The following is a 22,086-nucleotide window of genomic DNA, read 5'->3' on the forward strand; positions in this document are numbered from 1 at the left end:
AGAGACACCAAAGCTCTACAACCCGCGACTGGGCCGCCCACATCGAGAAGGACTTCGGCCGGGTCGACGGCCTCGTCCACCTCGTGGGCGGCTGGCGTGGCAGCGAGACCTTCACCAAGACGAGCCTCGACGACTGGGACTTCCTGGAGCTGCTGCTGGTCAAGACCGTGCAGCACACCTCCCTCGCCTTCCACGAGGCGCTCCAGCGCAGCGAGCGCGGGCGGTACGTCCTGATCAGCGCGGCCGGCGCGAGCAGGCCGACCGCGGGCAACGCCGCGTACTCCGCCGCCAAGGCCGCGGCCGAGGCGTGGACGCTTGCCATGGCCGACTACTTCCGCAAGGCGGGGATCTCCGAGGGCGCCGACGGTCCCACGTCGGCGGCTACGATCCTGGTGGTGAAGGCGTTGGTGCACGACGCGATGCGCGCCGAGCGCCCCAACGCGAAGTTCGCGGGCTTCACGGACGTCAACGACCTGGCCGAGGCCATCGAGGGCGTCTGGAGCAAGACCGCCGCCGAAGTGAACGGAAACCGTCTGTGGCTGACCGAGAAGCCGTGAACCCTCCCAGGACCGACGCGCGTCGCCACCACGACCCGGAGGTCCGCGGTTTCGCCAGTGACAACTACGCCGGGGTGCACCCGGAGGTGCTCGCCGCCATCGGGCTGGCCAACGGCGGCCACCAGGTCGCCTACGGTGAGGACGACTACACCGAGAACCTCCAGCGGATCATCCGCGGCCACTTCGGCTCGACGGCGGAGGCCTTCCCGGTCTTCAACGGCACCGGCGCCAACGTCGTCGCGCTCCAGGCGGTCACCGACCGCTGGGGCGCGGTGATCTGCGCCGAGAGCGCGCACATCAACGTCGACGAGGGCGGCGCCCCCGAGCGCATGGGCGGCCTCAAGCTGCTCACCGTGCCCACGCCCGACGGCAAACTCACGCCCGAGCTGATCGACCGGCAGGCCTGGGGCTGGGAGGACGAGCACCGGGCGATGCCGCAGGTGGTCTCGATCACCCAGAGCACGGAGCTCGGCACCCTCTACACGCCCGACGAGATCCGCGCGATCTGCGAGCACGCCCACGCGCACGGCATGAAGGTGCACCTGGACGGCTCCCGGATAGCCAACGCGGCCGCCTCCCTGGACGTCCCGATGCGGACGTTCACCAACGCGGTCGGCGTCGACATCCTGTCGCTGGGCGGGACGAAGAACGGCGCCCTGTTCGGCGAGGCGGTCGTGGTCATCAACCAGGACGCCGTCCGCCGGATGAAGCACGTGCGCAAGATGTCGATGCAGCTCGCCTCCAAGATGCGCTTCGTGTCGGTGCAGCTGGAGTCCCTGCTCGCCAAGGACCTGTGGCTGCGCAACGCCCGGCACGCCAACGAGATGGCCCAGCGTCTGGCCGAGGGCGTGCGCGCCGTGCACGGGGTGGAGATCCTCTACCCGGTGCAGGCCAACGGCGTCTTCGCCAAACTCCCGCACGACGTGAGCGAGCGGCTGCAGAAGCGGTTCCGGTTCTACTTCTGGGACGAGGCCGCGGGTGTCGTGCGCTGGATGTGCTCCTTCGACACCACCGAGGAGGACGTGGACGCGTTCGTGGCGGCGGTCAAGGAGGAGATGGCCCGCTAGCGGCTGATCTGCAGAGGTATCTGCATAGGTATGCGGTCACCTGAAAAGTCATTGACTGCCGGGTGATCGCATTCCTATGCTCTGCGGGCATGGAGCTGATCCAGAAAACCCCTGACCTGTCCGCCTATCTGGCCGCCGACGAGGTCATCGACCATGAGCATCCGGTGGTCCGCGAGACGGCTGCCCGGCTGGCCGTGGGCGTATCGGACTCGTATGCCTATGCGCGAGCCGCTTTCGAGTTCGTGCGCGACGCCGTCCCGCACTCCCAGGACTCCGGTGATCTCCGTGTCACCTGGCGCGCCTCCGACGTCCTGACGCTCGGCACCGGCGTCTGTCACGCCAAGGCCCACGCGCTGGCCGCGCTGCTGCGCGCCGAGGACATCCCCACCGCGCTCTGCTATCAGCGGCTGGCGTGCGACGACGGATCGGGGCACATGGTGCACGGGCTGGTCGCCGTCCGGTTCAACGGGGCCTGGCACCGGCAGGATCCGCGCGGCAACAAGCCGGGCGCCGACGCCCGGTTCTCCCTCGACGGCGAGCGGCTGGCCTGGGTGCCGGATCCGGAGTCCGATGAGGTGGACTATCCAGACCTGTACGCCGAACCTCATGCGGCCGTCCTCGGCGCCCTGAAAGCGGCACCCGACCGGCCGTCTCTCTGGAAGACGCTCCCCACCGCACTCTGAGGCCGGGCAGACGACTCACGCTCACCGCATCCGACGAGGTGTGCGCTCGGCGCCCGCTTCGCACGTCGCGATCGAGGCGGGCGGCCCCCTCAACGGCCCCGGCAATGAAGCGAGTTCCGCACTCCCGCAGCCGAAACCCGGCCGAGGCCCAGGCCGAGGCCAAGGGGGCGTGCGACGGGGAGACGAGGCGGCCGCCGCCGCCGAACCGGCCGAGCTCCCGGAGAAGTTCAGCCCCGGCGCACGTACCGCGCTCCGCGCCCCCGCCTGGGTGCCGGTGGGGGAGGGGCCGACCGGCAGGGGGCGGCGGGTGCTGTCCTGGAGTGGCCCCAGGGCGGCCGGTCGACGCACGGCGTCGCCGGGCAGCACGCCGTCGCAGACGGAGCGGACCAGCCACCGGCCCTCCACGGACGGAGCGGCGGTCCTTCCGCCCAGGGCGAGTACGGTCGCGGCCGCCACCGTCACTTCGATCCAGCTTGGTCCGGTGCCGCGCAGTCGAGCTCCCTGCATCGGCCGGCACACGAGAGCCACGCGGCGGCCTCATGACCGCGGTGCCACGGTCGCGGGTGTCAGCGCGCCTCGGCGGCCTTCAGCGCCTCCGGCGTCGGGGCCGTACCGCCCAGGTGGGCCGGGAGCCACCAGGAGTCGTCCGCGCTCTTCGGGCGTGCGGGGTAGGCGCGCTGGGCAGTGTCCAGGAGTTCCTGGACACGCTCGCGCAGCCGGCGGGTGATGGCGCCCGCGTACTGGTCGCGGGAGGCCTCGAGCGCCTCGCCGACGCGGATGGTGATCGGGGTGTGGCTGCGCTTGAAGTTGCGCGGGTGGCCCTTCGTCCACAGTCGCTGCGTGCCCCAGACCGCCATCGGGATCAGCGGGACGCCCGCCTCCTGCGCCAGGCGCGCGGCACCCGACTTGAAGCTCTTGAGGGTGAACGACTGCGAGATCGTGGCCTCCGGGAAGACGCCGATGACCTCACCGGACTTCAGGGAGTCCAGTGCGTGGGCGTACGCCGCCTCGCCCTGCTTGCGGTCCACCGGGATGTGCTTCATCCCGCGCATCAGCGGACCGGAGATCTTGTGGCGGAACACCGACTCCTTCGCCATGAAGCGGACCAGCCGCTTCTGCGGGAGGGCCGCCAGTCCGTTGAAGATGAAGTCCAGGTAGCTGATGTGATTGCTCACCAGCACGGCGCCGCCCGAGCGTGGGATGTTCTCCGAGCCCTTGCAGTCGATCTTGAGGTCCCAGGCCTTGAACATCGTCAGGGCGAGACCGACGACGGGACGGTAGACCAGCTCTGCCATGGGCGAGGTGGACCCTTTCTGCTCTGCCTGGGAAAGGGATCCCGGCGGGAAGTTACGCAGCCGTAGGTTTACGGCGTCTCGCAGATCGTGCCCGAAGAACGGACAAGGAGCCAGTCCTGGCGCCGCGGTTCGGCGAGATCCTCGTCACGTCGGCCTATGATCCACCTCGGTCTTTTGGACCCCCCTTACTCGGCGCGTACCGTGACGCGCCGGATGAGCAGGAACATCTCGCACCCGAGGCAGTACCCGAACACCGCGTTCAGGAAGGCGGCCGCGAGCGCGGCCCCGGTCGCCGCGAGTCCCAGCCAGCCGGGTCCCAGCGTGAAGCCCACGAGTCCGAGACCGGCGAAGACGAACCCCACCGCCTGGGCGAACCGCGGTGGTTCCGGCGACTCGAACTCCGCCGGCGGTCCGATCCGTGGGCGTACCGCCTTGCGGAACACCCATCCGTACGGCGAGCGGCCCACGCCTGCGGCCGCGCCCAGCGCGAACGCCAGCGTCTGCCAGGCCGACAGCCAGGCGCTGCCGGTGATGAGCGCGGCCGCCAGTACTACCGTCGTCACGGCCGCCCCGAACCGCGGTCCTCTGGTGTCGATGTCCATGAATCAAGCATTCCGCAGGGGAAACACTCCTGGAAGGCGGGAATCTTTGCAGTCTCATGAATGCTTGTGCGGGTGATGACGGGACTGGCGGTGTGCGTGGCGGTGCTCGCGGCGGCGAGTGTCTACGGAGTGCTGCACAGGCGGCGGAGCGGGAGAGTGCGGGTGCGCGGGCGGGACGACGGGAAGCGGCTCGGGGCGGCCGAGCTGGGCGGCGAACTCGGCGAGCGGGCAACCCTCGTGCAGTTCTCCAGCGCCTTCTGCGCACCCTGCCGGGCGACCAGACGGATCCTCGGCGAGGTGGCCGGCATGGTCCCCGGCGTCACTCACGTGGAGATCGACGCGGAGGCGCACCTGGACCTCGTACGCGAACTCGGGATCCTCAAGACCCCCACCGTGCTCGTCCTCGACGCGGACGGACGAGTGGTGCGGCGCGCCGCCGGGCAGCCGCGCAAGGCCGATGTGATCGCGGCCCTCGCGGAGGCGGTCTGACGGCCGTGCCGATCATGGTGAGGCATCTCCCATATGCCGGGACGCACTTGACTGCACCCTCCAGCTATCGTCAGCCTGACCCCATGGCTACGGAAGTCCTTCTCTTCGGGCGGGTCCACGTCGACCTGGCCCGCACCGCGAGCGCGCGCTGTCCCGGCTGTTGAGCAGCAACGGACCCGCTCGCCATCTCCCGCAGAAGGACAACTCCATGACGGCCACGCCCGACCTCCGTACTCCCCAGCTCGCCTCGCCCGACCTGCTGCGCTCCGCCTTCCGCCGGCATGCGGCCGGTGTCGCGGTGATCACGGCCCGGGGCGACTCCGGACCGGTCGGCTTCACCGCCACCTCCCTCACCTCCGTCTCGGCCGAACCCCCGCTGCTCTCCTTCGGCATCGGCACCGGCGCCTCCAGCTGGCCCGCGATATCGACGACCGGCCATGTCGGCGTCCACATACTCGGCGAGCACCAGAGCGACCTGGCCGCCACCTTCGCGCGCAGCGGCGCCGACCGCTTCGGCGCGCCCACCGCCTGGCGGGAGGGGCCCGAAGGCGTGCCCGTCCTCGACGACGTCCTCGTCTGGCTGGTCTGCCGGATCGTGGGCCGCGTCCCCGCCGGCGACCACCGCATCGTGCTCGGCGAGGTCGTCGTGGGTGATCCCGCGGGCGCCGGCCGACCGCTCCTTTACCACCAGGGCCGGTTCAGCGGACTGCGCGATTGATCACCCCCCCGCCGACCTGCGCGGTGGTCGAGTTCCGGTTACGCTGCGTTGCGAAGGTCACAGTTCAAAGCGCTTGCTTAGCGGGAATGAACTGGGTGTACTGACGAGTAATATTTCGTTCGGAGCGCGCGGACGCCCCGACCGGGATCGGCCGCTTGAGGCGCCTATGCTGCCTCCAAGAGGCAGCCCAGAAGAGACGATGCAGTAGGAGAGCCGGCGTGAGCTTGAGGATCGTTGTCACTGTGAAGTACGTGCCCGACGCCACTGGCGACCGGCACTTCGCCGATGACCTGACCGTCGACCGCGACGACGTGGACGGTCTGCTCTCCGAACTGGACGAGTACGCGGTCGAGCAGGCGCTGCAGATCGCCGAGGACGCGGACGAGGCCGAGGTCACCGTGCTGACCATCGGCCCCGAGGACGCCAAGGACGCGCTGCGCAAGGCCCTGTCGATGGGTGCCGACAAGGCGATCCACGTCGAGGACGACGACCTGCACGGCACCGACGCCATCGGCACCTCCCTGGTGCTCGCCAAGGCCGTCGAGAAGGCCGGCTACGACCTGGTCATCTCCGGCATGGCCTCCACCGACGGCACCATGGGCGTCGTGCCGGCCCTGCTGGCCGAGCGTCTGGGTGTCCCGCAGGTCACGCTGCTCTCCGAGGTCTCCGTCGAGGACGGCACGGTCAAGGGCCGCCGCGACGGCGACGCCGCCTCGGAGCAGCTCGAGGCTTCGCTCCCGGCGGTCGTGTCCGTCACCGACCAGTCGGGTGAGGCCCGTTACCCGTCCTTCAAGGGCATCATGGCGGCCAAGAAGAAGCCGGTGGAGTCCTGGGACCTGTCCGACCTGGACATCGAGGCCGAGGAGGTCGGTCTCGACGGCGCGTTCACCAAGGTCGAGGCCGCGAACGAGCGCCCGGCCCGCACGGCCGGCACGATCGTCAAGGACGAGGGCGAGGGCGGCAAGCAGCTCGCTGAGTTCCTCGCGGGCCAGAAGTTCATCTAAGGGCTCGTACCCGCTGACCGCCCCTCAACTTTCGTACGCAGGAGAGCAATCCCATGGCTGAAGTCCTCGTCTACGTCGACCACGTGGACGGTGCCGTCCGCAAGCCCACCCTGGAGCTGCTGACCCTGGCCCGCCGCATCGGCGAGCCCGTCGCCGTCGCTCTGGGCAACGGCGCCGCCGACACCGCCGCCGCGCTCGCCGAGCACGGTGCGGTGAAGGTCCTCACCCACGAGGCGTCCGAGTACGCCGAGTACCTGGTCGTCCCGAAGGTGGACGCCCTGCAGGCCGCCTACGAGGCCGTCTCCCCGGCCGCCGTGCTGGTCCCGTCCTCCGCCGAGGGCAAGGAGATCGCCGCCCGTCTGGCGCTGCGCATCGGCTCCGGCATCATCACCGACGCCGTCGACCTGGAGGCCGGTGACGAGGGTCCGGTGGCCACGCAGTCGGTGTTCGCCGCTTCCTTCACCACCAAGTCCCGTGTCATCAAGGGCACCCCGGTCATCACGGTCAAGCCGAACTCGGCCGCCGTCGAGGCCGCCCCGGCCGCGGGCGCGGTCGAGGCCCTGTCCGTGTCCTTCTCCGACAAGGCGACCGGCACCAAGGTCACCGCCCGTACGCCGCGTGAGTCGACGGGCCGTCCGGAGCTGACCGAGGCCGCGATCGTGGTCTCCGGTGGCCGTGGTGTCAACGGCGCGGAGAACTTCTCGGTCATCGAGGCCCTCGCCGACTCCCTCGGCGCGGCCGTCGGCGCCTCGCGTGCCGCGGTGGACGCGGGCTGGTACCCGCACACCAACCAGGTCGGCCAGACCGGCAAGTCGGTCTCGCCGCAGCTCTACATCGCCAACGGCATCTCCGGCGCCATCCAGCACCGCGCCGGTATGCAGACCTCGAAGACCATCGTGGCCGTCAACAAGGACCCCGAGGCCCCGATCTTCGACCTGGTCGACTACGGCGTGGTCGGCGACCTCTTCGACGTCGTCCCGCAGCTCACCGAGGAGATCAAGACCCGCAAGGGCTGATCCCCGCCGACCTGTACGAGGCCCCCGCGACCGCTCCCGGTCACGGGGGCCTCTGCTCATCCCGGACCGCCCAGGCTCAGCGACGCCTGCACGGGCAGGTGGTCGCTGGGGAACTGGCCGTGCGCGCAGAAGGTGTTGATCGACGTGCGGTGCACCCGCACTGCCGGCGTGGTCAGGATCCAGTCGATGCGGTCGCCGTTCGGCGTGAGCCCCTCGTAGCCGTGGAAGGTCCCGTACAGGGTTCCGCGATGTGCCGCCGTGTCCCAGGTGTCGACCAGACCCGAATCCACCATCGTGTCGTAGACCGGGTTCCGGTGCGCGGCGACGTTGAAGTCGCCGGTCACCACGACCGGCAACGAGCGGTCGAGCAGCGCGATCCGCTGGGCCATCAGCGAGGCGCTGCGCTCGCGCGCGTACTGGCTCGCGTGGTCGAGATGAGTGTTGAGGACGTAGAACTCCCGTCCGCCGTCGGCGAGATCGCGGAAGCGGACCCAGGTGACGATGCGGGGGAAGGCGGCGCCCCAGGTGTTCGAGCGGATGACCTCCGGGGTGTCGGAGAGCCAGAAGGTGTAGTGCTCGACGGGGAGCAGCCGCCGGGAGTCGTAGAAGACCGCCGTGGACTCGTCGCGGCTGCCCCCCTCGCGGCCGGTGCCGATCCAGTCGTACCGCGTTGCGAGGTCGGACTCGATGTCGCGCAGCTGCTGGTAGAGGCCCTCCTGGGTGCCGATGACATGCGGGCGCGCACGGCGCAGCAGCTCGCGCATCACCGGTCTGCGGGCGCCCCAGCTGTGGGGTTCGGTGGCACTCGCGAAACGCAGGTTGAAGGTCATGACCTCGAGACGGGGTACCCGGCGCGCCCGCACCGAGGCGGACGAGGTGGCGATCGCGGCACGGGAGAGGGGAACGGCGACCGCGGCGGCGAGCATGGCCTCCAGGCCCGGGCGGCGGGTGACCCGGCGGTGATTCGGCACGGAGGCTCCTTCGGGGGCGGCAGCCGGACGAGTCGTGCGCAGGGCGAGTGGTGCGTGGAGCCTTCCGGGTGGACGGTTCCCGCGTGCACGGGAGTGATACCCGTGCACGGGACGGGCGTGAACTCGCCCGAACGGCCCAGTGGCCGCCCCGTGGACATGGTGTTGACCACCCGGAAGGTGCCCCGATAACTTCATTCAACGGATTGTTGATTCCGTACAGTGGAAAACAGGAGGGTGTGGGATGGGCCAGGGCCAGCAGGAGCAGGTGGCGACGAGCCTCGCGGGCGCCGTCAGCGAGGACATCAGTGCCTCCCTCGCGCCGGTCGACGCCGAGCTGGAGCGCCGCTACCCGGGGGACCCCGGAACCCGCCAGCCCGTCCACACCGTGTACGTCCCCGGTGACGTCTTCACCGCGGACACCGTCCGCTCCTGGGGCGACCGGGCCCTCGCCGCGCTCGACGAGCACGCCCCGGACGCCGCGTCCTTCGCCGCCGTCCTCGGCCTGACCGACGAGCTCGCCGAGCCGGTGTACTCCCGCGTCCGCGCCAAGCTGGAACGCGAGCCGATCGAAGACCTCCGCGTCGACTTCGAGGACGGCTACGGCCCGCGCCCGGACACCGAGGAGGACGCGGCCGCCGCCCGCGCGGCCCGGCTGATCGCGGAGGCCTACGAGAACGGCACGGCGGCCCCGTACATGGGCATCCGCATGAAGTGCATGGAGGCCCCCGTACGCCACCGGGGCATCCGCACCCTCGACATCTTCCTCACCGGCCTGATGGGAGCGGGCGGACTGCCCGGCGGACTCGTCCTCACCCTGCCGAAGGTGACCTACCCGGAACAGGTCACGGCCCTGGTCCGGCTCCTCGACGCCTTCGAGAAGGCGCACGGTCTCGAACCCGGCCGGATCGGCTTCGAGATCCAGATCGAGACCAGCCAGGCCATCCTCGCCAGCGACGGAACCGCCACCGTCGCCCGGATGATCCAGGCCGCCGAGGGCCGCGCCACCGGTCTGCACTACGGCACCTTCGACTACAGCGCCTGCCTGGGGGTCTCCGCCGCCTACCAGGCCGGTGACCACCCCGCCGCCGACCATGCCAAGGCGGTCATGCAGGTCGCGGCCGCGGGCACCGGCGTACGGGTCTGCGACGGCTCGACCAACGTGCTGCCGGTCGGGCCGGCCGAGCAGGTCCACGCCGCCTGGCGGCTGCACTACGACCTCACCCGGCGGGCCCTGGCCCGCGCGTACTACCAGGGCTGGGACATGCACCCCGGTCACATCCCCACCCGGTACGCGGCCGTCTTCGCCTTCTACCGCGAGGGCTTCGAACAGGCGGCCGCCCGCCTCTCCCGCTACGCCAACCGGACCGGGGGCGACGTCATGGACGAGCCCGCCACCGCCAAGGCCCTCAGCGGCTATCTGCTGCGCGGCCTGGACTGCGGCGCGCTCGACATCGGCGAGGTCGCCAGGCTGACCGGCCTGACCCGCACGGACCTGGAGTCGTTCGCGTCCCCACGACGGGGCGACCTGACGGCCTCCGGCAAGTAGGGACCGGTCACGGCGGCCGGTCGCGGAGGCGCACCGGGCCGATGACCCGGGCCGGTCGTCCGCGCGTCAGTCCGCCGGCGGCAGCTCGCCCGATCCGCGGGTGATCAGCCGGGTCGGCAGTTCGATGCGCTCCGGGGAGACAAGGGTCCCGTCCAGCTGACGGAAGAGGCGTTCGGCGGCGGTGCGCCCGAGGGCGGCCGCGTCCTGGGCGATCACCGTGACACCGGGCTCGAGCAGGTCGGCGAGTTCGATGTCGTCGAAGCCGACGAGGGCGACAGGGCGGGGCTGTTCCGCCAGGACCCGGATCACGGTGACCGTCACCCGGTTGTTGCCCGTGAAGACCGCGGTGACGGGGGAGGGGCCGGAGAGCATCTCGTCGGCGGCCCGGCGCACCCGCTCGGGGTCGGTGGCTCCCAGGGACATCCAGGAGTCCTCGACGGGTATCCCCGCGTCCTCCATGGCCGCCCGGTAGCCGCGCAGACGCTCGGCCGCCGTGTGGATGCGGGGCATGTCGCCGATGAAACCGATCCGGCGGTGACCGTGCGCGATCAGATGGGCGACCCCGGCGCGGGCGCCGCCGAAGTTGTCGGACAGGACGACGTCGGCGTCGATCCTCCCGGCCGGACGGTCCACGAACACGGTCGCGACGCCCGCCTTGATCTCCGGCTCCAGATAACGGTGGTCGTCCCCGGCCGGGATGATCACCAGGCCGTCCACGCGCCGCGCGCACAGGGCCAGCGCCAGCTCCTGCTCACGGTCCGGGTCCTCCGCGCTGGAACCGTTGATCAGCAGGGCCCCGTGGGCGCGGGCCACCTCCTCGACCGCGCGGCTGAGGGGGCCGTAGAACGGGTCGGCGAGGTCCTCCAGGACCAGGCCGATGCTCGCCGTACGGCCCTTGCGCAGCACCCGTGCGCTGTCGTTGCGCCGGAAGCCCAGCGCGTCGATGGCCTCCTGGACGCGGCGCTCGGTGTCCGGAGTGACTCCCGGCTCCCCGTTGACCACGCGCGACACCGTCTTCAGGCCGACTCCGGCTCGCGCCGCGACGTCCTTCATGGTCGGACGGTTGCCGTAACGGGTCCCGGAGTGGCGGTCGGGGAGGCCGGCGGCGCGGCGGGTGGTCTCGGGCACGATGCGGAGTCCTGTCCTGTTCGTCCCACGGGGATGCGTCGGTCCATGGGTTTGTATGAGGATGTGGCGTCGAGCATAGAGCCTGGACAACGTTGTCAGATGCGGGAGACACTGTCCACCGCAATCCCCGGCCTGCGACCCCACCGCCTGACCGGGCAGCCCTTTCTCACTGCTGACGGGGAGATCTGACTCTGATGCACACCGACCTCGTGGCGGCGCTCGACATCGGCGGCACCAAGATCGCCGGCGCGCTGGTGGACGGCCACGGACGGATCCAGGTCCGCGCGCAGCGCGCGACGCCCGCGAAGGACGACGGTGAGACGGTCATGCGGGCGGTGGAGGAGGTCCTCGGCGAGCTCGCGCGGTCGGCCCTGTGGGGACGGGCGGGCTCCATCGGAATCGGCAGCGCGGGTCCGGTGGACGCCTCCGCGGGAACGGTGAGCCCGGTGAACGTACCCGGCTGGCGCGACTTCCCGCTCGTGGAGCGGGTGCATGCGGCCGCCGGCGGCCTGCCGGTCGAGCTGATCGGCGACGGTGTGGCCATCACGGCCGCCGAGCACTGGCAGGGCGCGGCCCGCGGTCACGACAACGCGCTGTGCATGGTGGTCTCGACGGGCGTCGGCGGTGGCCTGGTCCTCGACGGCCGTCTGCATCCCGGACCCACCGGCAACGCGGGGCACATCGGCCACATCAGCGTCGACCTCGACGGCGACCCGTGCCCGTGCGGCTCGCGCGGCTGTGTCGAACGCATCGCGAGCGGCCCCAACATCGCCCGGCGCGCACTGGAAATGGGCTGGCAGCCGGGTCCCGACGGCGACGCCTCCGCCGCGGCGGTGGCCGCCGCCGCCCGCGAGGGCGATCCGGTCGCCGTGGCCTCCTTCGAGCGTGCGGCCCAGGCACTGGCGGCCGGGATCGCGGCCACCGCGACGCTCGTCGAGATCGACATCGCGGTGATCGGCGGGGGAGTGGGCAAGGCCGGTGACGTCCTCTTCACACCGCTGCGCAAGGCCCTCACCGGCTACGCGGCCCTGTCGTTCGTCCAGCGCCTGACGGTGGTGCCCGCCCAGATGGGCACGGACGCGGGCCTGGTCGGAGCCGCTGCCGCGGCCCTGCACCTTGCGGCGTCAACGGCCGTGTGAGAAGCGGCGGTTGGCGCTCCGCCTCCGCGGGAAAGCGGCGGTTGGCGCTCCGTTGGCCGCCTGTTGGAACCGTCCCGGACGATCACTCGTGTGCGGCGGACGCCGCGCTTGAGGGAGGGAACGGAACATGAACGCAGGCAGCATCGTGCGCCGGGTCGCCGTCGGGGCCGGCACGCTGGCCGGAGTCGCCACGCTGGTGCTGGGCGGCAGCGGGGTGGCCTCGGCCGAGACCGCGCAGTACACGGCCCGGAGCAACAACTGCACCGGCACCATGATGACGCAGTACGTCTCGGGCGGCGGGGGCTGGCAGGTCCGGAACTACGTGAACAACAGCGGTGGCAGCACCACCTGTTCGGGCTGGATCGACTGGGCCCCGCAGGGCGACACCAACCACTTCTACGGTCTGCAGAACCGCATCTGGGTCGACCCGTGGCGCACCCAGGAGTCCACCTACATCCCCGACAACTCCCCCGCGCTGGCCCGCGTCTGCGTGCAGGCGAACGGCGACAACACCGCGCGCTGCACCCCGTGGTGGTAGGCCGCTGACGGTCACCGCGTGATCGTCGAGGGCGGGGACCCCGATGATCACGCGGTCGGCCCGGCCGGCGCCCGCCGCTCAGCACATGAGCTTCGCGTCCGCCCAGTCCGCGTGGTCCGAGTCGATCCCGTCGCCGCCGTCGGTGACGACGAGTCGGACCACCTGGGCTCCGGTGACATCGGCGGTGAGCGTCCGTGCGGGCATCGCGTTCGTCAGGACGCCGGTCGAGGCGACCTTGGTGCCGTCGGCCCAGATCTCGAAGGCGACGGTGCCCTTCGTCCCCTTCTCGTCGTCGACGCCGACGTCCGCGCTGACCGTCTCGCACGCCTTGCCGGTGTAGTACTCGACGGAGCTCTCCGCGTGCACACCGAGTCCCTTGGCGTACACGACCCCGTCCAGGGTGATCGGGCGGCCGTCACCCGCGTCGCTCTCCCCGTTGCTGGTGTCGCGTTCGGCCGGCCCCCAGCCGTTCGTGGCCGACAGCCACGGCAGATCACCCAGGTACGACGTTCCCGAGGGCGGCGGCACCACCACCGAGGCGGTCAGCGGCAGGGTGCTGTCGACGCGCGCGCCGGACGGTGAGCGGTAGGCGGCCCGCAGCGTCAGGTCGTACGACCCCGTCGGCGTCCCCCGGGGAGCGGTCACCCGCCAGCCGGTGCGCAGCGTGCGGCCGGTCCGCAGGGAGACGGCCTTCGTCGGCGATGCCGGCGTCACGGTCCAGCCGGTGGGGCCGGTCAGCGACACGGACACCCGCCCGGCGGGCGTGCGGCCGAGATCCGTGACCGTCGTGGTGAGCGCGGCCGGTCTGCCGGCCTCCACGAACGGACTGCTGTCCAGGCCGAGTTCGACGGCGGGCGGGTAGGCGGCCCAGTGGCGGTCGGCGGCGACCCGGACGAGGACCGTGCCGTGGGCCGGGACGGTCGCGGAGATGGTTCCGGCGGTGTTCCGGGTCCGGTGCCGCCACAGGTCGCGCAGGGTGTAGGCGGGGGCGTCGGACAGCCCGACCGAGTGGGCCGTCGTCGCGATGCGCTGGGCCGTGCCGGACTCGTTGAACAGGGCCACCGCGCGGCTGCCGTCCTTCATCTCCTTGGCGACGACCCAGCGCCCGCCCTCGGCGGAGACCACCGTGCCCTGTTTGCCGAGCGGGTCCTGGTCGACGGCGATGACCTCCTTGTTGCCCAGGACGTCCAGGGTGGCCGGCGACGCCTTGCGCAGGTCGGTCCCGATGAGCAGCGGGGCCGCCATGACCGACCACATGGAGAAGTGGGAGCGGTACTCGGTGTCGGTCATGCCGCCGTTGCCGACCTCCAGCATGTCGGGGTCGTTCCAGTGGCCGGGGCCCGCGTACCGGGCCAGCGGAAGGTTCTGCTTCAGGATCGACAGCATCGAACCCCAGCTGTCGCTGATGTCCCCGGTGGTGCGCCACAGATGGCCGACGCCCGAGGCCCACTCCCAGGGCTTGTTCTGGCCCCACTCGCAGATGCTGTAGACGATGGGCCGTCCCGTTGCCCTGAGCGCGTCCCGCATGGTCGTGTAGCGGGTCCTGGCGTCCACGCCCGAGTTGTTGCAGTTGTCGTACTTGAGGTAGTCCACACCCCAGTCGGCGAACTGCCGGGCGTCGCTGTACTCGTGCCCCAGCGCTCCGGGGAAGCCCACGGTGTCGCAGGTCTTGGTGCCCGCGCTCGTGTAGATGCCGAGTTTGAGCCCCTTGGCGTGTACGTAGTCGGCGACGGCCTTGATGCCGTCGGGGAAGCGGACGGGGTCGGGCACCAGCTTGCCGTCCGCGTCCCGGGACGGCAGGGCCCAGCAGTCGTCCAGGTTGACGTACCGGTACCCGGCGTCCTTCAGTCCCTTCTCGACGAAGAGGTCGGCTATGCCCTTGACCATCGCATCGTTGAAGTCGGCACGGCAGTGGGTGGAGTTCCAGTTGTTGAAGCCCATCGGCGGGGTGAGCGCGAGACCGTCGCCCGGGGCGGGGGCGGCGGGAGCCTGCGCGGTTGCCGCGACGGCGGGTGCGGCGAGTCCCGCCGCGCAGAGAAGTCCTGCGGTGAGCGCTCCGACCGCTCTTCGGCGTGCTGTGCGTGCTGTGCGGGTTGTGCGGGTGTGAGGGTGACGCATCGTTACGTTCCTCCGACTCGCGAAAGGTGATGACGGCATGCACGCGTCATCGGTGCGCGTTTACGGTAGGACTTGTTCGACTGTGATGGAAGATTGGCGACGGAGTTGTTCGATATCCCGTCAAAGCCCTTGACTTCAGGCACGGTTGGGCGTGGGATCCAAGATGCGCGTTCGGTTGTGTTGGGTCGCGGTGCCGGGGAGGGGCGCCGCGCGGTGACCCTCGTCCTGCTCTGCCGCCCCGCCCGGCGGTCGTTCAGCGGAACTCGTGGACCACCCGGATCGTTCCGACGGTGTGAGCGTTGAACTCGTCGAGCTCCTCGGCGGGCACCCACGGTTCCACGATCGTCTCGCCGCCCGCCAGTTGGACGGGGCAGCGGCCGGCGAACTCCGAGTCGACATCGAAGCGCGTCCCGAACCCGGCGCCGTCGCGCTTGACGTTCCAGTCCCGCGCGATCCTGATCGCGTAGTCCTCGTTCAGGACGGGACGGAAGACCGGCTGCTCCGGCGGCCGGGGCGGCCAGGCGCGCCGGTCCAGCTCGTGGACCGGATCCAGCTCCCTGGGGCCGGTGGGCCGCCAGAGGGTCGTCGTCGGTCGCGGGCCGGTCATGGGAGTCGCGCTCCTCGTCGAGACCCGCTCGGTGTGCGCGGGCCGGGAGCCCGGACGATCCAGGGGGTGTGATCTCCCGCTCCACGGGTTTCCGCGCCGGTGGCCCCCACGGATACTCCCCGCATGGAGTTCGCCGTCTTCATGACCCTGCCAGGGCTCGTCGTCGTCCTCACCGCGGCGGCCTTCGCCGATCAGCTGCTGCTGCGGGCCGGGCGCGCGGGCCTGTTGCCGTGGCGCAACGGAGCGCGGGCCGGACAGGTGTCGGCCACCGGTTTCGAGCAGTTGCACGGCGCCCTGTCGCCCGGCAAGCAGCACGAGCTCAGGGAACGGCAGTCGGCGCTGCTGCTCCGCAACGACGAGCAGGACGGGGCACCTGCGCACCGGACGACGGTGGACCTGGAGAACGGAACCGCCGTGATCCGCGTGACTCCCGACCGTCTGCGCAGTTGATCCGGGCATGAAGAAGCGCAGCATGCTCGCCATCGCCTCCCTCGCCACCGGGTTCGTCGTAGCCGCGATCACCCCCTCCCACGGGGCGGACAACGACGTGCTCGGGGACCTGAACGTCCCGGACACGATCGGCACGGTCGACCACACCGTCAGCCAGGACAGCTTCGCCATCGACGACAACGCGCTGGGACAGGAGTAGAACCGCACACGGGTGCCGCGCGGTGCCGGGTCCCGCCCAAGGGGCACCGGCACCCGGTTCGTACGCCCTCGGCTGGGCCTGGTTTCCGTGGCAGTGTGGAGCGGGCAAGCCACAGGGGGCCAACAGAAGAGGGGGAACCGTGATCGTCTGGATCAACGGTGCGTTCGGTGCGGGGAAGTCCACCACCGCACGGGAACTGATCGAACTGATCCCGAACAGCACGCTCTTCGACCCCGAGGTCATCGGCGGAGCACTCCCGTACCTGCTCCCGCCCAAGCGCCTCGCCGAGGTCGGCGACTTCCAGGACCTGCCGATCTGGCGACGGCTCGTGATCGACACCGCGGCCGCGATGCTCGCCGAGCTCGGCGGGACCCTCGTGGTCCCGATGACCCTGCTGCGCCAGGAGTACCGCGACGAGATCTTCGGCGGCCTCGCCGCGCGCCGCATCGCCGTCCGGCACATCCTGCTCGCCCCGGCGGAAACGATCCTGCGGGAGCGAATAGCCGGCCGGGAGGTCCCACCGGACCTCCCCGACGGCGAGCTGCGGCAACGCCAGTGGGCGTACGACCACATCGAGCCGTACCGCGCGGCCCTCGCCTCCTGGCTGACGGCCGACGCCCACCCGGTCGACACCGGCGCCCTGACCCCGTACGAGACGGCCGTCCGGATCGCCGAGGCCGTCAGCAGCGGCGCCGTCGCACCCTGCGACATCGTGCAGACCCCGGAACCCACGGCCGAGACGCTCGCGGCGGGCGTGCTCCTCTTCGACGAACAGGACCGCGTACTGCTCGTCGACCCCACCTACAAGCCCGGCTGGGAGTTCCCCGGCGGCGTCGTCGAGCCCGGCGAGGCCCCGGCCCGCGCCGGCATGCGCGAGGTGGCCGAAGAGACCGGGATACGGCTGGCGGACGTACCGCGGCTGCTCGTCGTGGACTGGGAGCGGCCGGTGCCCCCCGGCTTCGGCGGGCTGCGCCTTCTGTTCGACGGCGGCCGGCTCGACTCGGCCGAGACCGGCCGACTGCTGCTGCCGGGCCCCGAACTGCGCGACTGGCGCTTCGTCACCGAGCGGGAAGCGGCCGAACTGCTGCCGCCGGTCCGCTTCGAGCGGCTGCGCTGGGCGCTGCGGGCCAGAGAGCGCGGAGCCGCGCTCTATCTGGAGGATGGCGTTCCGCTCGGCTGGGACCTGGTCTGATTCCTTGCCCTGCACAGCTCGGTTTCCCGCGGCCGTCGGCCGTCCCGAGAGGCGGCCCGGGCGGACATGAGCCCAGGGTCAGCGCGGGCCCCCGTACGCATCCGCCGCTTTCCGCAGGACGGACGAAGCCCCGCGCGTCACGGGATCACCGTGGCCGAAACAGGCCACCTCCGCCTCCAGGCGCGCCAGCCGGTGGAAGGAGGCGAGCGTCCGGGCCCGGTCGAGGTTGAACACCCCGGGCATCACCGACCCGGTGACCGGCGCCGCGGCCAGCGTGTCCCCCGTGAACAGCACACCGTGCTCGGGGAGGTGGAGCGCGATGCTGCCGTCCGCGTGCCCCGGGGCATGAACGACACGGGCGCCGCCGCCGAAGTCGAGGACGTCGCCGCCGGACACTTCGGTGACCTGCTCGGGCCGGACCGGGTCGCGCTGGGGCAGATGCCCGGCCGCTTCGGCGTGGATCGGCACTTCCCAGGCCTCGAGGACCGGGGGCGGCCCGGGGAACTCACCCCTGGCGAACGGGGCGTCCAGGTGATGCGCCATCACCTCGGCGCCGGTCGGGGCGGCCAGCTCGCCGGCCCCGCCCGCGTGGTCCCCGTGGAAGTGGGTCAGCACGATCCGCCGTATGCCGGACGGCGCCCGCCCCAGGGCCGTGACCGCGTCGGCGATCGCCCGGCCGCAGCCGGATGTCCCGGCGTCGATCAGCGTCAGCTCGTCGCCGTCGCGTCAGAGATATGCCTGGCCGACCGGGAAGCGCAGGAGGTGGAGACGGGGCAGGAGCTCGACGACGTCCATGCGCCGACCGTAGGGAGGACCCCCGCCTGCGGGCGAGGGTCCTCGGCCAGGGGCAGAGCGGTTCAGCCCGCCGCGTAGTTGCGCAGGAACAGGGCCTCCGCCACCGACAGCCGCTCCAGCTCCGCGGGGGACACGCTCTCGTCGACCGCGTGGATCTGGGCCTCCGGCTCGCTCAGGCCGATGAGCAGGATCTCGGCGTCCGGGTACAGGCTTGCGAGGGTGTTGCACAGCGGGATGGAGCCGCCCTGGCCGGCGTACTGCATCCGCTCACCCGGGTAGGCGACCGCCATCGCGTCGGCCATCGCCTGGTACGCCGGGCTTTTGGTGTCGGCGCGGAAGGCCTGGCCCTGACCGACCTGCTCGATGCGCACCCGGGCGCCCCACGGCGTGTGCGCCTCCACGTGCGCCTGGAGCAGCTTGGTCGCCTCGGCCGCGTCGACGCCCGGCGGCACTCGCAGGCTGATCACGGCACGGGCGCTGGACTGCACGGACGGGGTGGCGCCGACGACCGGCGGGCAGTCGATGCCTATGACCGTGACGGCCGGGCGGGCCCAGATACGGTCGGCCACCGAGCCGTCACCGATGAGCCCGACGCCGTCGAGGACCTTGGCGTCCTTGCGGAACTGCGCCTCCTCGTACTCCAGGCCGTCCCACCGGGTCTCCGGGGTGAGCCCGTCGACGGTCGTCGAGCCGTCCTCGGCGCGCAGCGAGTCCAGTACGCGGATCAGCGCGGCCAGCGCGTCCGGGGCGGCGCCGCCGAACTGGCCCGAGTGGAGGTTGCCCTCCAGGGTGTCGATCCGCACGCGGACCATGGTCATGCCGCGCAGGGTGGTGGTGACGGTGGGCAGGCCGACGCGGAAGTTGCCCGCGTCGCCGATGACGATCGCGTCGGCCCGCAGCAGCTCGGGGTGCTGCTCGGCGTACCGCTCCAGACCGCCCGTGCCCATCTCCTCCGAGCCCTCGGCGATCACCTTGACGTGCACCGGGACACCGCCGTTCGCCTTGAGGGCGCGCAGCGCGAGCAGGTGCATGATCAGGCCGCCCTTGCAGTCGGCGCTTCCGCGGCCGTACCAGCGGCCGTCGCGCTCGGTCAGCTCGAAGGGCGGGGTGGTCCACGCGGACTCGTCCAGCGGCGGCTGCACGTCGTAGTGCGCGTAGAGGAGGACGGTCTTCGCGCCCTCCGGACCGGCCAGGTGGCCGTAGACCGACTGCGTGCCGTCCGGGGTGTCGAGCAGGGCCACGTCCTCGAAGCCCTCGGCCCGCAGCGCGCCGGCGATCCAGTTCGCGGCACCCTCGCTCTCGCTCCTGGGGAACTGGTCGAAGTCCGCCACCGACTTGAAGGACACCAGCTCGGTGAGCTCCGCCTTCGCCCTGGGCAGCAGCGAGGCGACGGTCTCGGCGACCGGATTCGACGACATGGGCACGCTCCTTGTAGGTGCGACGTTGTACCTCTGGATAGACCCGATCCTCCCACAGCGGCCTGCGGCGACGTCCGCCGTAGGATGCGGGGGACAGGTGCGGCAGACGGCTTGATCGGAGCAGCGGACCATCGTGAGCGGCGAGAACTCTTCGGCGGACGGCGTGCAGCAGGTGTGGGACGTCGTCGTGGTGGGGGCGGGACCCGCGGGGGCCTCGGCCGCCTACGCGGCGGCGGTCACGGGACGGCGTGTGCTGTTGCTGGAGAAGGCAGAGCTGCCCCGCTACAAGACCTGCGGCGGCGGCATCATCGGCCCGTCGCGCGACGCGCTGCCGCCCGGGTTCGAGCTGCCCTTCCGTGACCGGGTGCACGCGGTCACCTTCTCGAACAACGGACGTTTCACCCGTACCCGGCGTTCCAGGCAGATGCTGTTCGGGCTGGTCAACCGGCCCGAGTTCGACCAGCAGCTGGTCGAGCACGCGCAGAAGGCGGGCGCCGAGCTGCGTACGGGTGTCCCCGTGTCCCGGGTCGAGCATCACGGCTCGGTGGTGCCGGACCGGCGCACGGTCGCCGTCGTGCTGCAGGGCGGCGAGACGGTGCTCGCCCGGGCCGTGGTGGGCGCCGACGGCAGCGCCAGCCGCATAGGCGCGCACGTCGGGGTGAAGCTGGACCAGGTCGACCTCGGCCTGGAGGTGGAGATCCCGGTGCCGGAGACGGTCGCCGAGGACTGGAAGGGCCGGGTCCTCATCGACTGGGGTCCGATGCCCGGCAGTTACGGCTGGGTCTTCCCCAAGGGCGACACGCTCACGGTCGGCGTGATCTCGGCGCGCGGCGAAGGCGCGGCCACCAAGCGGTACTTGGAGGACTTCATCGCCCGGCTCGGCCTCGCCGGATTCGAACCGGCCATCTCCTCCGGGCACTTGACCCGCTGCCGGGCCGACGACTCGCCGCTGTCGCGCGGCCGGGTGCTGGTGTGCGGGGACGCGGCCGGGCTCCTTGAGCCGTGGACCCGCGAGGGCATCTCCTTCGCACTGCGCTCCGGGCGGCTCGCGGGAGAGTGGGCGGTCCGGATCGCCGAGGCGCACGACGCCGTGGACACCCGCCGGCAGGCCCTGAACTACGCGTTCGCGATCAAGGCGGGGCTCGGCGTCGAGATGAGCGTCGGCAAGCGGATGCTGACGGCGTTCGAGCGCCGGCCCGGCCTGTTCCACGCGGCCCTCACGGGCTTGCGCCCGGCCTGGAGGGCGTTCAAGGACATTACGCAGGGCTCGACGTCCCTGGGCGAGCTCGTCCGCTCCCACCCCATGGCCCAGCGTGCCCTGACCGCGCTGGACCGGCGGCCGCCCGCCCCTGAAGGTGACGTCGTCAGCTCTTGACGGTGATCCGGAAGACGGGGTGGTCGGGGGCGATCCGGCGCATCTCGTCGTCGGGGGAGTCGGGGCCGACCCCGTCGAAGAAGATCCCGACCTCGGCCTTCCAGCGCTTGAGGTAGGCGCGCAGCAGCGGGACCTTGTCCTCGTCGGCGACCTCGGTCGCGGTGAACACGTCGACGTTCCTGCCCAGGCGCAGCTCACCGCCGCCGGCCGCGCGCATGTTGTGCGTCCACTGGACGTGGCCGCGCGGGGCGAGCAGGTACTGCTGTCCGTCGACGGTCAGCAGGTTGACGGGGGTGGTCCGCCACTCGCCGCTCTTGCGGCCACGGACCGCCAGGACCCGGGAGCCCCACACGCTGACGCCGCGACGGGTCAGCCATGCGACGAAGCGGTTGAATACGTTGACCGTGAACCAGCCGGGCTTCTTGACGTGCGTGGACATGGTGACCCCCTGGGCGTGGGAGAGCGGCTGCTCTCGCGGTTCGGAGAGCAGTGCTCTCGCTCGAGAAGAGTCTGCACGAGGTCGGTGCTCCAAAGCAAGAGCAGTGCTCTCTTTTGTGTGCGGTGCTCTCGCTCCATGGCAGACTGGTTCGCATGAGCACCGCACACGGCGCCCGCGCGCGAGCCAGGATCGAAGTCACCGCGGCCATCAAGGACGAGGCGCGCAGACAGCTGGCGGCCGAGGGAGCTGCCAAGCTCTCGCTGCGCGCCGTGGCCCGCGAGCTCGGCATGGTCTCCTCCGCGCTGTACCGCTACTTCCCCAGCCGCGACGACCTGCTGACCGCGCTCATCATCGACGCCTACGACTCCCTCGGTGAGGCCGCCGAGGCCGGGGGGGGGGGGCGGGGGCCCGCCGGGGGGGGGCGCGGGCGCCGGCGGGCGGGGGCGTGCTCGCCCCCCCGCGGCGCCGCCGGCCGCCGGCTCCTCTGCCGGTGTCGACGCGGGCGACGGTGTAGCCGTTCTCCTCGTTGGCGTACGTGACGCGCTCCAGGACGCCTTCGAGGGTGGCGAGCCGCCGCTCGCCGGGGGCCGCGGGGGACTGGGTGGGCATGGTCCGACGGTACCGGTGGGGTGTGACAGGGGTGGCCGGGACCGGCTTCTCAGTACGCTCGCGGCGTGGAGTACGCGAGGACGCGCGCCATCGCCGGGAGTTTCGGGGCGCGGGCCGGCGGCAGCCTGACC

The 22,086-nt window shown here is 71.5% G+C and carries 22 protein-coding genes and 3 pseudogenes; 15 read left to right on the top strand and 10 right to left on the bottom strand.

The features are described from left to right. From ACFW2E_RS12550 to ACFW2E_RS12560, 3 genes are all read left to right on the top strand, one after another. Window positions 1-557: SDR family oxidoreductase (locus ACFW2E_RS12550; RefSeq protein ID WP_384465518.1), on the top strand; the 557-nt coding region annotated here is incomplete at its 5' end. After that, a complete protein-coding gene (locus ACFW2E_RS12555) occupies window positions 554-1,624 on the top strand; it encodes a threonine aldolase family protein (protein ID WP_384465520.1) in 1,071 nt (356 codons plus the stop codon). The genes ACFW2E_RS12550 and ACFW2E_RS12555, both read left to right, overlap by 4 nt. Window positions 1,625-1,713: 89 nt before the next feature. Continuing rightward, window positions 1,714-2,307, top strand: a complete 594-nt coding sequence (locus ACFW2E_RS12560; protein WP_384465522.1) for a transglutaminase domain-containing protein — start codon at window positions 1,714-1,716, stop codon at window positions 2,305-2,307. 566 nt (window positions 2,308-2,873) lie between these two features. Here ACFW2E_RS12560 and ACFW2E_RS12565 read toward each other — a convergent pair. Both ACFW2E_RS12565 and ACFW2E_RS12570 read right to left on the bottom strand, forming a co-directional pair. Then, window positions 2,874-3,602, bottom strand: coding sequence for a lysophospholipid acyltransferase family protein (locus ACFW2E_RS12565; protein ID WP_384465524.1), 729 nt, complete (start codon window positions 3,600-3,602; stop codon window positions 2,874-2,876). Window positions 3,603-3,787: 185 nt separating this feature from the next. Beyond that, the gene (locus tag ACFW2E_RS12570) at window positions 3,788-4,204 is read right to left on the bottom strand and encodes a DUF4395 domain-containing protein (protein WP_384465526.1); all 417 of its coding nucleotides are present in this window, start codon (window positions 4,202-4,204) and stop codon (window positions 3,788-3,790) included. Window positions 4,205-4,279: 75 nt separating this feature from the next. On the opposite strand from ACFW2E_RS12570, the gene ACFW2E_RS12575 reads away from it, so the two are divergent. The 4 genes from ACFW2E_RS12575 to ACFW2E_RS12590 all read left to right on the top strand — a co-directional run bounded on the left by ACFW2E_RS12575 (window position 4,280) and on the right by ACFW2E_RS12590 (window position 7,431). Further along, window positions 4,280-4,693, top strand: coding sequence for a TlpA family protein disulfide reductase (locus tag ACFW2E_RS12575; protein ID WP_384465560.1), 414 nt, complete (start codon window positions 4,280-4,282; stop codon window positions 4,691-4,693). 208 nt (window positions 4,694-4,901) lie between these two features. Next, a complete protein-coding gene (locus tag ACFW2E_RS12580; RefSeq protein WP_384465528.1) occupies window positions 4,902-5,411 on the top strand; it encodes a flavin reductase family protein in 510 nt (169 codons plus the stop codon). 218 nt (window positions 5,412-5,629) lie between these two features. Next, a complete protein-coding gene (locus ACFW2E_RS12585; protein WP_384465530.1) occupies window positions 5,630-6,415 on the top strand; it encodes an electron transfer flavoprotein subunit beta/FixA family protein in 786 nt (261 codons plus the stop codon). A 53-nt stretch (window positions 6,416-6,468) separates the two neighbouring features. Next, window positions 6,469-7,431 carry an electron transfer flavoprotein subunit alpha/FixB family protein gene (locus ACFW2E_RS12590; RefSeq protein ID WP_384465532.1) on the top strand — a complete coding sequence of 321 codons (963 nt, stop codon included), beginning with the start codon at window positions 6,469-6,471 and terminating at the stop codon, window positions 7,429-7,431. 56 nt (window positions 7,432-7,487) lie between these two features. Here ACFW2E_RS12590 and ACFW2E_RS12595 read toward each other — a convergent pair whose 3' ends face one another. Next, a complete protein-coding gene (locus ACFW2E_RS12595) occupies window positions 7,488-8,402 on the bottom strand; it encodes an endonuclease/exonuclease/phosphatase family protein (RefSeq protein ID WP_384465534.1) in 915 nt (304 codons plus the stop codon). A gap of 241 nt (window positions 8,403-8,643) precedes the next feature. Here ACFW2E_RS12595 and ACFW2E_RS12600 point away from each other — a divergent pair, with 241 nt between their 5' ends. Next, window positions 8,644-9,948 (top strand): DUF6986 family protein, encoded by a 1,305-nt coding sequence (locus ACFW2E_RS12600; protein WP_384465536.1) that lies wholly within the window; start codon window positions 8,644-8,646, stop codon window positions 9,946-9,948. Window positions 9,949-10,014: 66 nt separating this feature from the next. On the opposite strand, the gene ACFW2E_RS12605 is transcribed toward ACFW2E_RS12600, so the two are convergent. Next, on the bottom strand, window positions 10,015-11,076 hold the full coding sequence (locus ACFW2E_RS12605) for a LacI family DNA-binding transcriptional regulator (protein ID WP_384465538.1): 1,062 nt from the start codon (window positions 11,074-11,076) through the stop codon (window positions 10,015-10,017). Window positions 11,077-11,270: 194 nt separating this feature from the next. Between ACFW2E_RS12605 and ACFW2E_RS12610 the strand changes: the two genes are divergently transcribed. After that, window positions 11,271-12,215, top strand: a complete 945-nt coding sequence (locus ACFW2E_RS12610; protein ID WP_384465540.1) for an ROK family protein — start codon at window positions 11,271-11,273, stop codon at window positions 12,213-12,215. A gap of 127 nt (window positions 12,216-12,342) precedes the next feature. After that, a complete protein-coding gene (locus tag ACFW2E_RS12615) occupies window positions 12,343-12,753 on the top strand; it encodes a hypothetical protein (RefSeq protein WP_384465542.1) in 411 nt (136 codons plus the stop codon). A gap of 78 nt (window positions 12,754-12,831) precedes the next feature. Here the strand turns inward: ACFW2E_RS12615 and ACFW2E_RS12620 are convergent, their stop codons facing one another. Continuing rightward, window positions 12,832-14,871 carry an NPCBM/NEW2 domain-containing protein gene (locus tag ACFW2E_RS12620; protein WP_384465544.1) on the bottom strand — a complete coding sequence of 680 codons (2,040 nt, stop codon included), beginning with the start codon at window positions 14,869-14,871 and terminating at the stop codon, window positions 12,832-12,834. A 253-nt stretch (window positions 14,872-15,124) separates the two neighbouring features. Then, a complete protein-coding gene (locus ACFW2E_RS12625; protein ID WP_384465546.1) occupies window positions 15,125-15,478 on the bottom strand; it encodes a hypothetical protein in 354 nt (117 codons plus the stop codon). A 123-nt stretch (window positions 15,479-15,601) separates the two neighbouring features. Between ACFW2E_RS12625 and ACFW2E_RS12630 the strand changes: the two genes are divergently transcribed. The 3 genes from ACFW2E_RS12630 to ACFW2E_RS12640 all read left to right on the top strand — a co-directional run bounded on the left by ACFW2E_RS12630 (window position 15,602) and on the right by ACFW2E_RS12640 (window position 17,319). Beyond that, a complete protein-coding gene (locus ACFW2E_RS12630) occupies window positions 15,602-15,928 on the top strand; it encodes a DUF6191 domain-containing protein (RefSeq protein WP_384465548.1) in 327 nt (108 codons plus the stop codon). 7 nt (window positions 15,929-15,935) lie between these two features. Next, a complete protein-coding gene (locus ACFW2E_RS12635) occupies window positions 15,936-16,127 on the top strand; it encodes a hypothetical protein (RefSeq protein WP_384465550.1) in 192 nt (63 codons plus the stop codon). A 139-nt stretch (window positions 16,128-16,266) separates the two neighbouring features. Beyond that, window positions 16,267-17,319: an NUDIX domain-containing protein gene (locus ACFW2E_RS12640; RefSeq protein ID WP_384465552.1), complete on the top strand. Its 1,053-nt coding sequence runs from the start codon at window positions 16,267-16,269 to the stop codon at window positions 17,317-17,319. 78 nt (window positions 17,320-17,397) lie between these two features. Here ACFW2E_RS12640 and ACFW2E_RS12645 read toward each other — a convergent pair. Beyond that, window positions 17,398-18,114, bottom strand: a pseudogene (locus ACFW2E_RS12645) (MBL fold metallo-hydrolase). A gap of 62 nt (window positions 18,115-18,176) precedes the next feature. After that, window positions 18,177-19,532: a dipeptidase gene (locus ACFW2E_RS12650; protein ID WP_384465554.1), complete on the bottom strand. Its 1,356-nt coding sequence runs from the start codon at window positions 19,530-19,532 to the stop codon at window positions 18,177-18,179. Window positions 19,533-19,665: 133 nt separating this feature from the next. On the opposite strand from ACFW2E_RS12650, the gene ACFW2E_RS12655 reads away from it, so the two are divergent. Beyond that, window positions 19,666-20,907 (top strand): geranylgeranyl reductase family protein, encoded by a 1,242-nt coding sequence (locus ACFW2E_RS12655; RefSeq protein WP_384465556.1) that lies wholly within the window; start codon window positions 19,666-19,668, stop codon window positions 20,905-20,907. Here the strand turns inward: ACFW2E_RS12655 and ACFW2E_RS12660 are convergent. Continuing rightward, the gene (locus ACFW2E_RS12660) at window positions 20,897-21,346 is read right to left on the bottom strand and encodes a nitroreductase family deazaflavin-dependent oxidoreductase (protein WP_384465558.1); all 450 of its coding nucleotides are present in this window, start codon (window positions 21,344-21,346) and stop codon (window positions 20,897-20,899) included. The genes ACFW2E_RS12655 and ACFW2E_RS12660 overlap by 11 nt on opposite strands. A gap of 152 nt (window positions 21,347-21,498) precedes the next feature. Between ACFW2E_RS12660 and ACFW2E_RS12665 the strand changes: the two are divergent. Then, a pseudogene (locus ACFW2E_RS12665) lies at window positions 21,499-21,739 on the top strand (helix-turn-helix domain-containing protein); the annotation flags it as partial. Window positions 21,740-21,820: 81 nt separating this feature from the next. On the opposite strand, the pseudogene ACFW2E_RS12670 reads toward ACFW2E_RS12665, so the two are convergent. Beyond that, a pseudogene (locus tag ACFW2E_RS12670) lies at window positions 21,821-22,086 on the bottom strand (hypothetical protein); the annotation flags it as partial.

The organism is Streptomyces sp. NPDC058964, from assembly GCF_042741275.1.
In the GTDB taxonomy this organism is placed as follows: domain Bacteria; phylum Actinomycetota; class Actinomycetes; order Streptomycetales; family Streptomycetaceae; genus Streptomyces.

Coding starts and splice junctions, on each gene's coding strand:
- ACFW2E_RS12600 (WP_384465536.1), top strand. CDS start 8,644: ATGGGCCAGGGCCAGCAGGAGCAGGTGGCGACGAGCCTCGCGGGCGCC.
- ACFW2E_RS12560 (WP_384465522.1), top strand. CDS start 1,714: ATGGAGCTGATCCAGAAAACCCCTGACCTGTCCGCCTATCTGGCCGCC.
- ACFW2E_RS12610 (WP_384465540.1), top strand. CDS start 11,271: ATGCACACCGACCTCGTGGCGGCGCTCGACATCGGCGGCACCAAGATC.
- ACFW2E_RS12630 (WP_384465548.1), top strand. CDS start 15,602: ATGGAGTTCGCCGTCTTCATGACCCTGCCAGGGCTCGTCGTCGTCCTC.
- ACFW2E_RS12625 (WP_384465546.1), bottom strand. CDS start 15,478: ATGACCGGCCCGCGACCGACGACGACCCTCTGGCGGCCCACCGGCCCC.
- ACFW2E_RS12580 (WP_384465528.1), top strand. CDS start 4,902: ATGACGGCCACGCCCGACCTCCGTACTCCCCAGCTCGCCTCGCCCGAC.
- ACFW2E_RS12660 (WP_384465558.1), bottom strand. CDS start 21,346: ATGTCCACGCACGTCAAGAAGCCCGGCTGGTTCACGGTCAACGTATTC.
- ACFW2E_RS12590 (WP_384465532.1), top strand. CDS start 6,469: ATGGCTGAAGTCCTCGTCTACGTCGACCACGTGGACGGTGCCGTCCGC.
- ACFW2E_RS12615 (WP_384465542.1), top strand. CDS start 12,343: ATGAACGCAGGCAGCATCGTGCGCCGGGTCGCCGTCGGGGCCGGCACG.
- ACFW2E_RS12620 (WP_384465544.1), bottom strand. CDS start 14,871: ATGCGTCACCCTCACACCCGCACAACCCGCACAGCACGCACAGCACGC.
- ACFW2E_RS12565 (WP_384465524.1), bottom strand. CDS start 3,602: ATGGCAGAGCTGGTCTACCGTCCCGTCGTCGGTCTCGCCCTGACGATG.
- ACFW2E_RS12635 (WP_384465550.1), top strand. CDS start 15,936: ATGAAGAAGCGCAGCATGCTCGCCATCGCCTCCCTCGCCACCGGGTTC.
- ACFW2E_RS12650 (WP_384465554.1), bottom strand. CDS start 19,532: ATGTCGTCGAATCCGGTCGCCGAGACCGTCGCCTCGCTGCTGCCCAGG.
- ACFW2E_RS12575 (WP_384465560.1), top strand. CDS start 4,280: ATGACGGGACTGGCGGTGTGCGTGGCGGTGCTCGCGGCGGCGAGTGTC.
- ACFW2E_RS12570 (WP_384465526.1), bottom strand. CDS start 4,204: ATGGACATCGACACCAGAGGACCGCGGTTCGGGGCGGCCGTGACGACG.